Source organism: Euzebyella marina, assembly GCF_003687485.1.
GTDB classification, from domain to species: domain Bacteria; phylum Bacteroidota; class Bacteroidia; order Flavobacteriales; family Flavobacteriaceae; genus Euzebyella; species Euzebyella marina.
In genome coordinates this window covers 4,245,819-4,261,136 of record NZ_CP032050.1, presented here as the reverse complement: position 1 = coordinate 4,261,136, position 15,318 = coordinate 4,245,819, and the positions used below count along the sequence as shown (strand labels likewise).

Genomic DNA, 15,318 nt, shown 5'->3' with positions numbered 1-15,318 from the left:
GCCTTACGGTCTGTTAAAAATAGCTTTGTGTAGAGTGTTGACTAAAAAAATAAGGTCGCACATGTGCGACCTTATTAAAGCTTTAAAATGAGATATTAATAACCTGGATTCTGAACAAGATTAGGATTAGCTAAAATATCAGAGTTGGGTATTGGAAATATCTCTAAATGAGCATCGCCGGCCTCTTTAAGGTTCCAAGCACGCAGGTACTGTCCGAACCTGATCAAATCTTGTCTTCTAACAGATTCTTGATAAAGTTCTCTACCTCTTTCGGCTAACAAATCAGCTTCTCCAACTGACGAAAGTTGACTGGCACCTCTTATAGTTCTTAATTCGTTAATCATTGCCGTAACGTCTTCGCCCATTCTAAACATAGCTTCAGCCTTCATTAAGTAAGCATCGGCATACCTGTATTTAACAACGTGCGTTCTTCTGTCCCCTCCTTCTTCATTCGGGTGGTATTTTAACATTCTAATACCTGAGGTTTCTAAAGCATCATTATCGCCAGGAGCTGTATATTCTGGCTTTTCGGTCTCTCTGGTAAATACCAAAGGAATTCCGCCTACATTGTCACGGGCATTCAGAGGAGTACCATCTTGTTCGTATTGTTGACCTATCAAGAAGCCGAGACCTATACCTAGGTTGTCTGCGTTGGCAGTGCTTGGGTCGTGAACAACCCCTCGTCGTTCTTCCTGACCGTCACCAGGGTAGTTGGTGTCCGCTGGGCCTTCGAATAGGTCATAAAATTCTGCCAAAGTGGTGAACCCGTTCCATCCTCCACCATCATTTGAACCGGGAAAATTCTGATTGTAATGTAAGGTGTGCCAAATTCTAGATCCTGCATCGGCCTGAGTCCACCATATGGTTTCAACATCGTTGCTAGGTCTGAAGATATCAAAGAAATCGCCTGAAGCAGCTAAAGTGTAACCCTCATCTGAAATATTGTCAACGGCATCTATTACCATCTGCATATCTGCATCTTGGGGCGAACCGTCAAGATATACATGTTTGTTTAAATATACTTTAGCCAATAAAAGATTAGCGGAGGCTTTAGTTGGTAACGATTTCATTCCGATAGGGTCGCCTGCATTAACTTCAGGTAAATCTTGTAAAGCTGCTGTCAAATCGGCTGTTATGCTATCAAGAGCGACCTGTCCTGTAAGTACGCTCGGGATTGAGCTATTCGGAAGATCTACGTCTCTATATGGTACCTGTCTCCACATGTCAAGTATCCAATGCATTGCCCATGCCCTGTAAAATCTTGCTTGCGCTTTTTGTACTGCGATGTCTCCATTAGCTGTAACAGTACTTTTGTCATTGATGATTCTAGTTGCATTAATGGTGACGCTATTGAGCTGTTGCCATGGAACTACAATATCTGAAAGCTCTTGGTTCCAAGTCTGTCTGTGTATAGATAGCCATCGTCCATTATCTCCCCAGTCGGTACCTCTGGTCGGTACAATATATTCGTCAGTTGATACTTCGTTTAGCGCGAAAAGGCCTTCTTGATTTCCTAACTGCCCTCCGGCAACAATGTTGGCGAGATTGTTTACTTCGCCTTCAATGTTTGCTACACCTGCAAAACCATCGGTAATCAATGAATCTGTCGGCTCAATCTCCAGATCGCTACATGAGAATGCTACGGAGACCAAGACTGATAAACTTAAATATTTAGATATTTTTTTCATGATCAATTTTTTTAAAAAGTAACATTAATGCCTAGGCTATAAGTTCTTGGTCGAGGGTACGCCAAATAATCTATAGAGGCAGATGGTAGTCCGTTGGAAGGAATATTGGTTGTGCTTACCTCAGGATCAAGACCACTGTAATCGGTAATTAAAAACAAGTTTTGTCCGTTTAAGCTTAAACGCATTGTTTTAAATAGACCATCTTCTTCCAAGGGAACGTTATAAGAAACAGAGGCGCTTTGCAACCTTACGAAATCACCTTTCTCTAGGAAGTAAGTGCTTGGGTTCGTTGCAGACAATGTAATGCCTTCGTCAATAACACTTTTCAAGTTGTTTCTACTACCGATTTGAGGTGATGCGAAAAGAGCGTTGGCCGTATTGTTGTATACATAGAAGCCAAATTGACCACTGAAAAATAAAGAAGCGTCCCAGTTTTTATATGAAGCACCGGTAGATAGACCAGATGTAACCTTTGGCAGACCGGATTCATCTTGTATGGTCGGGTCTGTTGCGACATTATAATTTTCGTCAACTTCTCTCAAATAATAAGTGAAAAGAGGTTTGTCGTTTGTCAATATTTGAGAAACTGTTCCTGTTAGACCTTGTCCGTAAAGATTTCCAGCTTGAATATCTGGCCCGGCATAATCAGTAAGTTTATTTTGGTTATATGCCACATTGAAACTTGCATTCCAGTTGAAATCTTCACCTTGAACAATATCATAATCTAACCCAAGTTCAATTCCTTGGTTAAGTATGATTCCGTCAACATTTTGGAACACGAAAGGCGAAGTCGCGGGTTGTACTGCTGGTAAATTCAAGAGAATGTCTCGAGTTTCCTTTCTATACAAATCGATATTACCGGTAAATCGGTCAGCCCCGAAACCAAAATCGATACCAAAAGCATATTGGGTTGTTTCTTCCCATTTCAAATCAGGGTTAGCAAATGCAATCTCGGAGGTGGCCGGTGCATTAACTTGAGACCCAGCGTTAATGCCAAGTTGGCTCCATCTGGTTCTGTTAAGATAGCTACCGTGACCTAAACCATCTTGGTTACCTGTAATACCCCAACTTACCCTAAGTTTTAGTGTAGAAAAAGTCTCTTCGTTTATAAAATCTTCTTGATTCAATTTCCATGCAAAAGCTGCTGATGGAAATAGACCGTATTTATTGTTTTCACCGAACTTAGAAGAACCATCAGCTCTGAAAGTGGCAGTAATCAAATATTTATCAAAAATGGAATAATTAATTCTTCCAAAGAATGACTGTAATTCATCAGTATAGTCAAAAGTGTCTACGGCTAAAGCATCAACCGGTATGCCCGGTACGCCTCGGGTAGTGACATTCGGAGTTGGGAACAAGTTCAAGATTCTAAATAACGCTCCATCTTCGGGCACATCTGCAAAAGTTCCGATTCCATACCCTTGGTAATCTGTTGCGAAGTATTTAGTATCGTCGTATGCCTGAGAAGTTGTTCTTAGAATTCTATTTAAATCGCTACTGCCATAACCTTGACCAACAATGTTCTGACCATTTCTGTTAAAATCTTGGAATGAATAACCTACAAGGGCATCTAGGTTAGAATTTTCAAACTGCTTCTTGTAGTTAACAGTAAGTTCTAGTAATTTATTCTGGGTATCTAAGTTACTGACTGCGGCTCTACCATTGTTCATGGCGCCATTTTCCAATGCCAAAATTTGAGGTCCGGCAACCTGACCTCTGTAAGAATCAGATTTGTCAATACCTAGATTCAGTTTTGCTGAAAGTTCGTCGGTAAAAGAGTAGTCAAAAGAAATGTTTCCAAGATACCTGTTAGTATTGGTCAAATCTTCGTAATAAGCCAGCAAGTTGGCGGGGTTTCTATCAGGACTAGCGCTAGCGTTAGGATTCGCGGCCAAGGTCGGGTTTGAGTAATAAGCTGCGGCTAATAAATCACCTGTGCTACCAGAAGTTCTACTAACAAAAGGTACATTGTCATTGATTCTGGATATCGTTCCTTGAAAGCCTACTCTAAGCTTATCTTTAAAAAATCTTTGATTTACGTTGATTCTTCCAGTTATACGCTCTAAGTCAGTGTCTTCTATGACACCAAATTGTTTGGAATAGCCGAAAGTCGCTCGAACATTTCCAGTGCCATAATTTTTTGAATAAGCCAAATTATTATCAATAGAGGCAGAAGTTCTAAAGATATAATCTTGCCAGTCGGTAGATCCACCTAAATTGGCACCACCTGCATCGATGAACTCTTCTGTAGTTAATAGATCATATCTATTGGCTGTCTCCGCAACATTCAGGTTGGTGGAGAAATTCCATTGGCCCTGAGACCCGCCTTTTCCTGATTTAGTAGTGATAACAACAACACCGTTGGCCCCCCTAGAACCATAAATGGCAGTCGCCGATGCATCTTTTAAGATACTCATGCTCTCAATATCATTTGGGTTTAAGAAATTCAACGGGTTTTTAGATCCGCTGGTTCCAACCCCTACATCAGCACCTGAAGCAGAAACATTCTCATTCGATACAGGCACTCCATCTATCACAAATAAAGGACTGTTGTTACCTCGAACAGAACCAGTACCTCTAATTCTCAAAGATATACCGGCACCTGGCTCTCCACTCGATTGAGAAATCTGTACACCGGCTGTCTTACCTTGAATCAATTGTTCTGGCGAAGAGATGACACCTTTGTTGAAATCTTCTGAGGTTACCGAGGCAACTGAACCAGTAGCATCTTTAACCGTAGTTGAGCCATAACCAATAATAACAACCTCTTCCAAAGCTTGAGCATCTTCTTGAAGCGTAATGTCTATTGTAGTTTGGCCATTGACTGCTACTTCTTGGGTGGCGTAACCAATATAGCTGATAACGAGTGTTCCGTCACTTGGTACATCTGATAGACTGTAATTTCCATCAAAGTCGGTTTGCGAACCGTTAGTGGTTCCTTTCACGATAACACTGGCTCCAGGTAAGGGGCCACTGGCATCGGAAACGGTACCAGAAACTTCTTGCGCTTGCATAAAGCCTAAGCATAAAAAAGCCCCAAGCATTAGCAAGTTTCTTAAAAAAGTGATTCTCATAAAGAAATGTTTTAAGTTGAGTTTTGTTTATATTCAAAGGTTAAAAATATGTAAAAAGTTAGTTAATGAAAGGTCTTTGAATAAAATGAGGTATCGAAAACGGTTTCGTGTTAATAACTTTTTCAAATTTACCTTAAGACCAATAAATCGCAGACATTCTGGTTAAGTCTTATTTAAAATGAGTGTTCATTGAAGAATTGGCATTCTTTAACAAAGATAACAGTTTTTAGAAGCGATTTCACACTTTCACTAGAATTTGATGGAAATCGAAATTTTGTTAAAAAGAAAACGTTTTCGCACATTTAAAAGTTTTAACATTAATTTGCTTGAAATAATCCTTGGGAATGAAACAAAAGATTACTTTAAAACATATAGCGCGTGAATTGGAGGTTTCCATTTCTACAGTTTCTAAAGCTCTGAAGAATAGCGATGAGATAAGTGACGATACGAAAGAGAAGGTTCAAGCTTTTGCAAAGCTTTACAACTACAAACCAAATAATATAGCGGTAAGCTTAAAAAACAAGCGCACAAAAAATATTGGAGTAGTTATTCCCGATATCGTGCATCATTTTTTTACGACCGTTTTCCGAGGTATAGAAAAATATGCCAATGAGCAGGGTTATAATGTAATTATTTGTGTTTCCGATGAGTCATTTGATAAAGAGGTCATCAATATGGAGATGCTCAATAATGGTAGTATCGATGGTTTTATTATGTCACTTTCGGCTGAGACTCAGCAAAAGAACGATATCACCCATTTGAAACAAGTTGTAGACCAAGGTACACCATTGGTGTTGTTCGATAGGGTTACCGATGAGCTTGAGTGCGACAAGGTTATACTTAATGACCAAGAAATTGCTTATGAGGCCACCAAGAAATTATTGAAGGAAGGCCGTAAGCGTATTGCCTTAGCTACTACTGAAAGCTATTTCAATGTAAGCGAAAAACGAGCCGATGGCTATAGACAGGCCCTAAATGAATATGGTATGGAAGTAGATAATGATTTGGTATTGGTTCTTCCTTATAATGATATTCAGGAAAGCATGATTGAAGATTTTTATGATCGAGCAAAAGTAGATGCCATATTGAGCGTCAACGAAATTTTTGCTATACAATGCATTTCTGTTGCGAAAAAGAGAGGAATGAAGATTCCGGAGGATATATCATTTATCGGTTTTACAGACGGACTTCTTTCGAGATACTCGAATCCTACCCTGACAGTTGTTGCCCAACACGGGGTGAAAATGGGAGAGATTGCCGCCAAAATGTTAATTGATAGGGTAGAGAGTGAAGCTGAAGGAAGTATAGAAGACACCTATCGTACCGAAATTGTACAGGCTACTATTCTTGATAGGGAATCTACTATCAATTAAGTTTGATTTACTATTAACCTGACTAATCTTATGGGTGTCAAAGCTTTTATTTTTGATCTTGACGGGGTAATCGTCGACACGGCCAAATACCATTATTTGGCATGGAAAAATTTGGCTAATCAGTTAGGTTTTGAGTTTACCCTTGAGCAAAATGAACTTTTTAAAGGCGTAAGTCGAAGAAGGTGTTTAGAAATCTTATTGGATATTGGAAATTTCACCGCAAGCACGGAGCAATTTGAGAGATGGTTAATCGAAAAAAACGAAGATTATCTGGCTTATATAGAAAAGATGGATAGCTCAGAAATACTTCCAGATGTTCCAAAAGTTCTTTCTTATCTGAAATCTAAGGGTATACCTCTGGCATTAGGATCTGCCAGTAAAAATGCAAAGGCAATTTTGGAGAAAGTCTCTTTGCTGCCTTATTTTGATTCTTTGGTTGACGGTAACAGCGTAACCAAAGCAAAGCCAAATCCCGAGGTTTTTTTGATAGGAGCCAGCAATTTGGGAGTATCACCCGAAGATTGTGCCGTTTTCGAAGATGCGCTCGCTGGTATAGAGGCAGCCAATAATGCTGAAATGGTCAGTATTGGCATAGGCGATAAAAAAATTCTCTCTGAGGCAGACTATAATTTTAATGACTTCACCGAAATAGATATCAATTTTTTAGATCGATTAATTTCGTAATAATGCTGAAATTTACGAAGTTGGCTTTTCCTACGAGGTAGTTTGGGTTCAGAATATCTGGTGCTCAAATAATTTGACTGCCCCGTCAATCAAAATTGAAATCTTATGAATCAAAATTATATAAAGCCGGACTCTTGGTCGATTATTGAAGAGGGGTTCGATAAAGATTTGGTTAAATCTTCTGAAAGTATCTTTAGTCTTGGCAATGGTGCCATGGGGCAGAGAGCCAATTTTGAAGAGACCTATACTGGTGAAACCTTTCAAGGTAGCTACATTGCAGGAGTCTACTATCCTGATAAAACCCGTGTAGGTTGGTGGAAGAATGGATATCCCGAATATTTTGCGAAGGTTTTGAACGCACCTAATTGGATAGGTGTCGGTATAAAGGTTAATGGTGAGGTATTTGACTTGAATACCTGCAAAAACGTAAGTGATTTTAAAAGGGAGCTCAATATGAAAGAAGGCCTTTATAAAAGGTCCTTTAAAGCGGTTTTGCCTAATGACGCACATATTAAGGTCGATGTTCTTCGGTTTTTGAGTTTGAATATTGATGAGGTAGGGGCTATCGAATATACCGTAACAGCTCTCGGTACTGATTTAGAAATTGAAATGGAGCCCTATATTGATAGCGGTATTACCAATGAAGATTCTAATTGGGACGATAAGTTTTGGGAAACTACGTCGGTCAAGTCAGAGAATCATCAGGCTTTTATAGAGGCCCATACCATGAAGACCAATTTCAAAACCTGCACTTTTATGCAGGCTTCATTCTTTGTTGACGGGGAGACGGTGGAGCTAGAACCTTCTATTGATAAAGGAGAATTGAGGGTTGGTCATTCGTATTCTCAGGTGTTGAAAGAGGGGCAAACCATTGCTCTTCACAAATTTGGCGGTTACATTGTAGATAGAAATCATCCCGGGAAAGATTTGGTAAAAGTAGCCCAAGAAACTTTGTCAAAAGCTTCTGAACTGGGCTTTGATGAACTCCTTAAAAAGCAAAAACAATCTTGGGCAGATATCTGGGAGATGAGCGACATTGCAATAGAAGGAGATGTTAAGGCACAACAGGGTATCAGATTTAATATATTTCAGCTTAACCAAACTTACTTGGGTCGTGATTCGCGATTAAATATAGGTCCGAAAGGCTTTACCGGAGAGAAATATGGCGGAAGTACTTATTGGGATACCGAAGCCTATTGTATACCCTTTTACATGGCTACCAAAAACCAAAAGGTGGCTCGAAATCTTTTAAAATACCGCTATAATCATTTAGAAAAGGCTATTGAGAACGCTCAAAAATTAGGTTTTAGCAATGGTGCCGCTTTATACCCGATGGTGACCATGAATGGCGAAGAGTGTCACAATGAGTGGGAAATAACTTTTGAGGAGATACATCGTAATGGGGCTATAGCATTTGCCATTTACAACTATTATAGGTTTACAGGTGATTACTCCTATATCCCGGAAATGGGTCTGGAAGTTCTTATAGGAATAGCCCGTTTTTGGTATCAAAGGGCCAATTTCTCCAAACAGAAGAACAAGTACGTCATTTTAGGAGTTACAGGTCCTAACGAATACGAGAACAATGTCAACAATAATTGGTACACCAATTATTTGGCACAATGGTGCATCGATTTTGCTGTGGCTCAATTAGAAAAGGTTCAAGATAGTTTTAAAGACGATTATAAGAGAGTGGTTGGAAAGACCCAATTGACTGATGGTGAGGTTAGTCAATGGAAGAAGGTAGCGAAGAATATGTACTTTCCTTATTCCGAAGAAAATGGAGTGTTCTTACAGCAAGATGGCTTTCTAGATAAACAATTGATAACGGTAAGCGAATTGCCTTCGGCCCAAAGACCTATCAACCAAAAGTGGAGCTGGGATCGAATTCTTAGGTCGCCCTATATCAAACAGGCCGATGTTCTTCAAGGATTTTATTTTTTTGAAGATCATTTTAGTGTCGAAGAGCTGCAAAAGCATTTTGATTTTTATGAGCCATTTACCGTTCATGAATCTTCTCTGTCGCCCTGTGTACATAGTATTCAAGCGGCTAAGCTAGATAGAATGGAACAGGCCTATAAATTTTATTTGAGAACTTCCCGACTCGATTTAGACGATTACAATAAAGAGGTTGAAGAGGGGCTACATATTACCTCAATGGCCGGCACTTGGATGAGTATTGTTGAAGGTTTCGGGGGTATGCGTGTCAAGAACGACCAACTGTCTTTTGAACCAAAAATTCCGGAACAGTGGTCTTCTTATTCTTTTAAGGTTAACTTTAGAAACAATATCATTAAGGTTTCGGTAAGAAAACAAGGCGCCGAATTTGAATTAAGGGGTAATGATACCTTGACCATTCTTTATAATGATGCCGAAATTGATTTACGACCCGGTGTACCAACGAAAGCATCCTAAGCTTACCGATGGGCTATAAATTTGAGCATATTGAAAATGAATAATTTAAAAGGTAAGCAGGTAGTTTATCAAGTTTTTACACGTCTATTCGGCAATACCAATACCAATAACAAACCTTGGGGTACTATAGATGAGAATGGAGTCGGTAAATTTTCTGATTTCACCGATCAGGCCTTAAAACAAATATCCGATTTAGGGGCGACCTATATCTGGTATACAGGGGTCCCTCACCATGCTCTTATCAATGATTATTCAGGGTATGGTATATCGAATGATTGCCCTGAAATAGTTAAGGGGCGTGCTGGATCACCTTATGCGGTTAAAGATTATTATAATGTAAATCCTGATTTGGCCGATGACCCTACACAGCGCTTAGAAGAGTTCAAACAATTGGTCAAAAGAACGCATAATGCCAACTTAAAGGTGATAATCGATATTGTACCCAATCATGTGGCAAGAAATTATGAGGGTCAATCGACTCCACAGGGAGATACTCCTTTCGGAGCTTCCGATAACACTGGGGTTGACTATGAGCGCAATAATGATTTTTATTACATACCCGGAGAAGAATTTCAAGTTCCTGAATGGCAACACGGGTATTTGCCATTGGGTGGTCAATCGCCCGATTTCGAATGTGAATATATAGAGAACCCAGCCAAATGGACGGGCAATGGATCTAGAAGAGCTCAACCGGATTTTAATGATTGGTATGAAACGGTAAAAATAAATTATGGGGTTCGACCTGACGGACAAGTTGATTTTGATATACTTCCCGATACTTACGCCCATATTGACTATAAGGGCCATTTCGATTTTTGGAAGGATAAATCGGTACCCTCATCTTGGGTTAAATTCAAGAATATTGCGCTGTATTGGCTGAGCATGGGTGTTGATGGCTTTAGGTACGACATGGCCGAAATGGTTCCTGTTGAATTCTGGAGCTATTTAAATTCGAACATTAAAATGCAAAAGTCGGATGCATTTTTAATGGCCGAAGTCTACAATCCGAATGAATACAGAAATTATATTCACAAGGGTAAGATGGATTATCTCTACGACAAGGTAGAAATGTACGATTCATTAAAGCATATCATGCAAGGTCATGGGTGGTCGGATCATATTCCGGTAGTTAAAAGAAACACCCAAGATATCGAACATCACCTGTTGCATTTTTTAGAGAACCACGATGAGCAGCGTATAGCGAGCCCCGAGTTCGCAGGAAATGCAGAAAAAGGTAAACCCGCCATGGTCGTTTCGGCCACTATGACAACAGCTCCGTTAATGATATATTTCGGACAAGAGGTGGGTGAGCCCGCAGCCGAGAATGCAGGTTTTGGTAGCCCATCGCGAACTTCTATTTTTGACTATATCGGGGTGCCCCATTTTCAGCGCTGGGTAAACGATAAAAAATTCGATGGCGGGCAGTTGTCAAAACAGGAGGCTGACTTACGCGATTTTTATAGTAAACTGCTAAATTTTACGATTCGCAGTAAAGCTTTGATGGGTGATTACCAAGATATTCACTTTTATAATCGTGACAACACAGAATTCTATAACCATCATGTGCTTTCTTATGTCCGATGGCAGAACGACGAGCGTTTGATTATAGTTAGCAACTTTCACGAAAGTGATTGGTTCGGTTTCGAATTGGCGTTACCTCCCGACTTGATAGAAACATGGGGGCTGCAAGATGGTGAGTACGAATTGCTCGATATGCTATATGGTGCAAAGAAGCAGTTAAAAATAAAGCAGGGCGCCGCTAAAGTTCGTGTTGATATAAATCCGCTAGAATCATTTATTCTTAAATTAAATAGCTAATGAGCAGTAAGTTATTTTTGGTATCTATTCTTTCAATATTTATTCTGTCAAGTTGTATGGGGCAAAAGAAGCCGATTATTATAGGTCATAGAGGGGCAATGGGGCACGAAACCGAAAATACGCTAGCGTCGATTAAAAGTGCCATCGCGTTGAAGGTCGATATGATCGAAATAGATGTTTTTAAGCTAAAGAATGGCGAGGTGGTCGTATTTCACGATGATACGGTCGATAGGCTTACTGATGCTAAAGGCCACATAGAAGATTTTTCATTTGAAGAGCTAAGAAAATTGGTTGTGAAAGGAGGGCACGCCATACCTACCCTTGAAGAGGTTCTTGATGTTATGGATGCTGAAGTAGACCTGAATATCGAACTAAAAGGAGCCAACACATCAGAACGGGTCAATGAAATTGTTGAATCCTATATTAAACAGCATGGTTGGAAGCTTCAAAACTTTATCATTTCAAGCTTCAGATGGGATGAGTTGGAGAAAATGAGGGAAGTAAATAAAGAAATTGCGATTGCCGTACTGACCGGGGAAGATCCTGTTGATGCCATTCCGGTAGCCAAAAAGTTGAATGCAGTGGCTGTCAATCCCAGCTATAAACAATTGACCGCAGAAAATAATGTGAAGTTAAAAGAGGCCGGATTAAAAATTTATCCTTGGACGGTCAATGAACCCCAAGACATTATTAAAATGAAAAGATTCGGGGTCGATGGTATTATAACGAACTATCCTGAAAGAATAAACTAATGTATGACGTCATTGTAGTAGGTGGTGGGGCCGCCGGTTTCTACACGGCGATTCATTTGGCGGAGGCCAGACCCGATTTGAAAGTAGCCATTTTAGAGCGAGGCAAAGAAGTGCTTTCGAAAGTGAAGGTTTCGGGCGGTGGTAGATGTAATGTAACGCACGCCGAATTCGATCCTAATGAACTTGTAAAGAACTACCCACGGGGCGAAAAAGAATTAAGGGGCCCTTTTCATAGTTATGCCTGTGGAGACACGGTTGGCTTTTTTGAGAATAGGGGCGTAAGGCTCAAAATTGAGGAAGATGGCCGAATGTTTCCTGTCTCCGATTCGTCGCAGTCAATTATAGATTGTTTTCTTACTGAAGTTGAACGGCTCAATGTAAAAGTGTTGAAGCATAGTGCCGTAACCGATATCAAAAAAGTATCGAACGGTTGGCAAGTAGTTACTATCAAGCATGCCTATCAATGTGATAAATTGGTGGTCGCCACGGGAAGCAACCCTAAAATATGGAAACTGCTACAGCAGTTGGGCCATTCGATAGAGCCAGCAGTACCCTCACTGTTCACTTTCAATTGTAAAGACAAAAGAATAAGTGGTATACCTGGGGTTAGCAGTGAGGCTACTATTGAGGTATTTGAAAATCGATTGAGCGATACGAAAGTTTCAGTGCGATTGAAAAGTCAGAAGGCGCGAAAGCCCTTATTAGTGTCAGAAGGCCCAGTGTTGATTACCCATTGGGGTTTGAGCGGGCCTGCGGTTCTAAAGTTGTCGGCATGGGGTGCAAAGATTCTTCATAAACTGGCCTATCATTTTAAAGTGAGAATCAATTGGCTACCTGAATACAATTTTGAGGGTATCTTAGGTTTGCTAATGGAAGTTAAGAGAGTAGAGGGCAAGAAGACCGTTCACCGTACCAAAGCGACCGACCTGCCCAGGAGACTTTGGGTCAATCTGGCTAAAGCCGCTAGAATAAGTGCTGCCGATAAATGGGCAGATATCAAAAAAGAACATTTGGAAGCTTTGGCCGCCCAACTTACCGAGTGTGAGCTCAAGATAGAAGGTAAAAGTACTTTTAAGGAAGAATTTGTCACCGCCGGCGGCGTTAATTTAAAAGAGCTTGACTTTAAGACTTACGAAAGCAAGGTGCATTCAGGTTTGTATTTTGCTGGGGAGGTTATTAACGTGGATGCTATCACCGGAGGGTTCAATTTTCAAAACGCCTGGACGGGCGGTTATATGGTCGCTAATGCCATAGCAAATGAGTTTAAATGAAAAAGTATATTGCATTTCTACGGGGTGTAAATGTCAGTGGGCAAAAGAAATTACCCATGGCTCAACTGCGAGAAGTTCTTTCCAAAAGTGGCCTTTCTGACGTCGGCACCTATATTCAGAGCGGAAATATCTTTTTTTCCTATCAGGAGGTTGAAAAGGAAGAGATTGAAAAGCTCATAAGGAAAACGATACTAACAGAGTTCGGGTTTGAGGTTCCTGTACTGGTTCAGTTAAAGACAGATATAGAAGATGTTGTTCAAAATAATCCTTTTCTAGATAGTCAAGATAAGGCAAGGCTTTATTATGTGCTTTTAAAGGAAGCTCCGTCCGAAGAATTAAAGAAAGCATTTGAACAAGAGGTTTTTGAAAATGAAAATTTTCACATCACAAACGAATGTGTTTATTTGAGCTGTAACGCTGGTTATGGTAAAGCTAAACTCAATAATAACCTCATTGAAAGAAAGCTGAAAGTAGAGGCCACGACACGAAACCACAAAACGATGCTGAAGATGAACGAGTTGGCCGGAGAGTTATAATTTGAGCCTGTATTAGTTCATTTCCCAAATTTTGTAAGTAAGAAGTGTGGCATAGCAGACCCAGATGAAATACGGTATTAGCAACCAGGCCGCTGTCTTGCTTACAACTTTAAACCAACGTATGGTAAAAATTAAGAGTATAAGCAGGCATACAATGACCACCAAGGCCCAGAATAGCTCTTTTAGTCCGAAGAATACGATGCTCCATGAGGCATTCAATAGAAGTTGAAAGACAAAATGGTACAATGCGGTCTTTACCCATAAATGATAGAATCCCTTGGTCCATACTATTCCGGCGGCAATTCCCATTAAAATATAAAGCAAGGTCCATACTGGCGCAAATAACCAATTGGGCGGGGTAAAAAAAGGCTTGTTGAGGGTAAGGTACCAATCATTGACCGAGGTCTGGGTTACAAAACTTCCCAAAAGCCCGATAACAAGGCAGATGCCCACAGCATAGGCAATATGAAGTATTTTGCTTTTCAATTCGGGTGGTTTTCAAATCTAAGTTAACAATTTATTTATTGGCTTTGTGGCTGCCGGCTAAAAAGTATCTTTGCACAAAATCGACAAAAATGTCAGAGGTAGAATTTATTCCGTCATCCTATACCGACTACCCAAAAGAGGCGAAGGTAGGGTGGCGTTCACCCAGTAATATCGCATTGGTAAAATACTGGGGTAAAAAACCAAATCAGATTCCGGCAAACCCCTCCATAAGTTTTACCCTGAGTAATTGTGCGACTACAACCTCGGTTACTTTTAAAAAGCTGGATGAGCAGGTTGCCCACTGGTCGTTCGAGTTCTTGTTCGAGGGAGCCCCCAAAGAAGATTTCAAACCGAAAATCGAAACCTTTTTTGGTCGTATTGAGAAATATGTTCCTTTTCTAAAGGAATATCATTTGGTTATTGAAAGCTCCAACTCGTTTCCTCATAGCAGTGGTATTGCATCTTCGGCCAGTGGCATGTCGGCCTTGGCGTTATGTATTGTAGATTTTGAAAGCGCTATTGATCAAACGATGACGAGCGATTTTTTAAAGAAAAAGGCCTCTTTCTTGGCTAGGTTAGGTTCAGGAAGCGCTTGTAGAAGTATTGAGGGACCGTTGGTCGAATGGGGGGAGCACAAGAATATTATTGGGAGTGATGATTTGGTGGGCATTTCCTACCCTTACCAAATCCACGATATTTTTCGTAAATACAGAGACACCATCTTGTTGGTCGATAAAGGCGAGAAAACGGTTAGTAGTACCGCGGGGCATTCTTTAATGGAGGGTCATCCCTTTGCCGAAAATCGCTTCAAACAAGCGCACGCCAATCTCAATTCTTTAAAGGAAATATTGCAAACTGGAGATTTAAAGCGGTTTGTTGAGCTTGTTGAAAGTGAAGCCTTGACTCTGCATGCCGTTATGATGACCGGGCAACCTTATTATATTTTAATGAAGCCGAATACACTGCGCATCATTGAAAGTATATGGAAATTTCGAAAGGCTACCGGATTAAATATCTGTTTTACCTTAGACGCAGGGGCGAATGTTCACCTTTTATATCCTGATTCTGAGAGTGTAGAGGTGAAAACTTTTATTGCTGATGAGCTCTCGAAATATTGTCAGAACGGTCAATACATAAATGACCATGTTGGCGAAGGCGCAGCGAAATATATTTAGTGTGCAAATGGCGAATGGCGAGAATAGATAGGTTTTAAAATCCGAA

At 40.3% G+C, this 15,318-nt stretch carries 11 protein-coding genes; 8 read left to right on the top strand and 3 right to left on the bottom strand.

Annotated features, from left to right (window positions below; genetic code table 11):
• Positions 1 to 95: 95 nt before the first annotated feature.
• The gene (locus D1013_RS18350) at positions 96 to 1,688 is read right to left on the bottom strand and encodes a RagB/SusD family nutrient uptake outer membrane protein (RefSeq protein WP_121850213.1); all 1,593 of its coding nucleotides are present in this window, start codon (positions 1,686 to 1,688) and stop codon (positions 96 to 98) included.
• 11 nt (positions 1,689 to 1,699) lie between these two features.
• Positions 1,700 to 4,762, bottom strand: coding sequence for a SusC/RagA family TonB-linked outer membrane protein (locus D1013_RS18345; protein WP_121850212.1), 3,063 nt, complete (start codon positions 4,760 to 4,762; stop codon positions 1,700 to 1,702).
• A gap of 344 nt (positions 4,763 to 5,106) precedes the next feature.
• On the opposite strand from D1013_RS18345, the gene D1013_RS18340 reads away from it, so the two are divergent.
• The 7 genes from D1013_RS18340 to D1013_RS18310 all read left to right on the top strand — a co-directional run bounded on the left by D1013_RS18340 (position 5,107) and on the right by D1013_RS18310 (position 13,611).
• Complete coding sequence (locus D1013_RS18340) at positions 5,107 to 6,135, top strand: LacI family DNA-binding transcriptional regulator (protein ID WP_121850211.1); 1,029 nt, start codon at positions 5,107 to 5,109, stop codon at positions 6,133 to 6,135.
• Between the two features lie 30 nt (positions 6,136 to 6,165).
• Complete coding sequence (gene pgmB, locus D1013_RS18335) at positions 6,166 to 6,819, top strand: beta-phosphoglucomutase (RefSeq protein ID WP_121850210.1); 654 nt, start codon at positions 6,166 to 6,168, stop codon at positions 6,817 to 6,819.
• Positions 6,820 to 6,924: 105 nt separating this feature from the next.
• Positions 6,925 to 9,234 carry a maltose phosphorylase MdxK gene (locus tag D1013_RS18330; RefSeq protein WP_121850209.1) on the top strand — a complete coding sequence of 770 codons (2,310 nt, stop codon included), beginning with the start codon at positions 6,925 to 6,927 and terminating at the stop codon, positions 9,232 to 9,234.
• A gap of 36 nt (positions 9,235 to 9,270) precedes the next feature.
• Positions 9,271 to 11,052: an alpha-amylase family glycosyl hydrolase gene (locus D1013_RS18325; protein WP_121850208.1), complete on the top strand. Its 1,782-nt coding sequence runs from the start codon at positions 9,271 to 9,273 to the stop codon at positions 11,050 to 11,052.
• A complete protein-coding gene (locus tag D1013_RS18320; RefSeq protein ID WP_225621407.1) occupies positions 11,052 to 11,804 on the top strand; it encodes a glycerophosphodiester phosphodiesterase in 753 nt (250 codons plus the stop codon). The genes D1013_RS18325 and D1013_RS18320 overlap by 1 nt, the downstream gene beginning before the upstream one ends.
• On the top strand, positions 11,804 to 13,075 hold the full coding sequence (locus tag D1013_RS18315) for a BaiN/RdsA family NAD(P)/FAD-dependent oxidoreductase (RefSeq protein WP_121850207.1): 1,272 nt from the start codon (positions 11,804 to 11,806) through the stop codon (positions 13,073 to 13,075). The genes D1013_RS18320 and D1013_RS18315 overlap by 1 nt, the downstream gene beginning before the upstream one ends.
• Positions 13,072 to 13,611, top strand: a complete 540-nt coding sequence (locus tag D1013_RS18310; RefSeq protein ID WP_121850206.1) for a DUF1697 domain-containing protein — start codon at positions 13,072 to 13,074, stop codon at positions 13,609 to 13,611. Before D1013_RS18315 ends, D1013_RS18310 begins: the two co-directional genes overlap by 4 nt.
• A 12-nt stretch (positions 13,612 to 13,623) precedes the next feature.
• Here the strand turns inward: D1013_RS18310 and D1013_RS18305 are convergent, their stop codons facing one another.
• The gene (locus tag D1013_RS18305; protein WP_121850205.1) at positions 13,624 to 14,097 is read right to left on the bottom strand and encodes a TspO/MBR family protein; all 474 of its coding nucleotides are present in this window, start codon (positions 14,095 to 14,097) and stop codon (positions 13,624 to 13,626) included.
• Between the two features lie 89 nt (positions 14,098 to 14,186).
• Here D1013_RS18305 and mvaD point away from each other — a divergent pair, with 89 nt between their 5' ends.
• Positions 14,187 to 15,272: a diphosphomevalonate decarboxylase gene (mvaD, locus tag D1013_RS18300; RefSeq protein ID WP_121850204.1), complete on the top strand. Its 1,086-nt coding sequence runs from the start codon at positions 14,187 to 14,189 to the stop codon at positions 15,270 to 15,272.
• Positions 15,273 to 15,318 lie beyond the last annotated feature (46 nt).

Excerpts from the sequence above, each read along its gene's own strand:
- D1013_RS18345 (WP_121850212.1), bottom strand. The coding sequence starts at position 4,762 with ATGAGAATCACTTTTTTAAGAAACTTGCTAATGCTTGGGGCTTTTTTA.
- D1013_RS18315 (WP_121850207.1), top strand. The coding sequence starts at position 11,804 with ATGTATGACGTCATTGTAGTAGGTGGTGGGGCCGCCGGTTTCTACACG.
- pgmB (WP_121850210.1), top strand. The coding sequence starts at position 6,166 with ATGGGTGTCAAAGCTTTTATTTTTGATCTTGACGGGGTAATCGTCGAC.
- D1013_RS18340 (WP_121850211.1), top strand. The coding sequence starts at position 5,107 with ATGAAACAAAAGATTACTTTAAAACATATAGCGCGTGAATTGGAGGTT.
- D1013_RS18325 (WP_121850208.1), top strand. The coding sequence starts at position 9,271 with ATGAATAATTTAAAAGGTAAGCAGGTAGTTTATCAAGTTTTTACACGT.
- D1013_RS18350 (WP_121850213.1), bottom strand. The coding sequence starts at position 1,688 with ATGAAAAAAATATCTAAATATTTAAGTTTATCAGTCTTGGTCTCCGTA.
- D1013_RS18310 (WP_121850206.1), top strand. The coding sequence starts at position 13,072 with ATGAAAAAGTATATTGCATTTCTACGGGGTGTAAATGTCAGTGGGCAA.
- mvaD (WP_121850204.1), top strand. The coding sequence starts at position 14,187 with ATGTCAGAGGTAGAATTTATTCCGTCATCCTATACCGACTACCCAAAA.
- D1013_RS18320 (WP_225621407.1), top strand. The coding sequence starts at position 11,052 with ATGAGCAGTAAGTTATTTTTGGTATCTATTCTTTCAATATTTATTCTG.
- D1013_RS18330 (WP_121850209.1), top strand. The coding sequence starts at position 6,925 with ATGAATCAAAATTATATAAAGCCGGACTCTTGGTCGATTATTGAAGAG.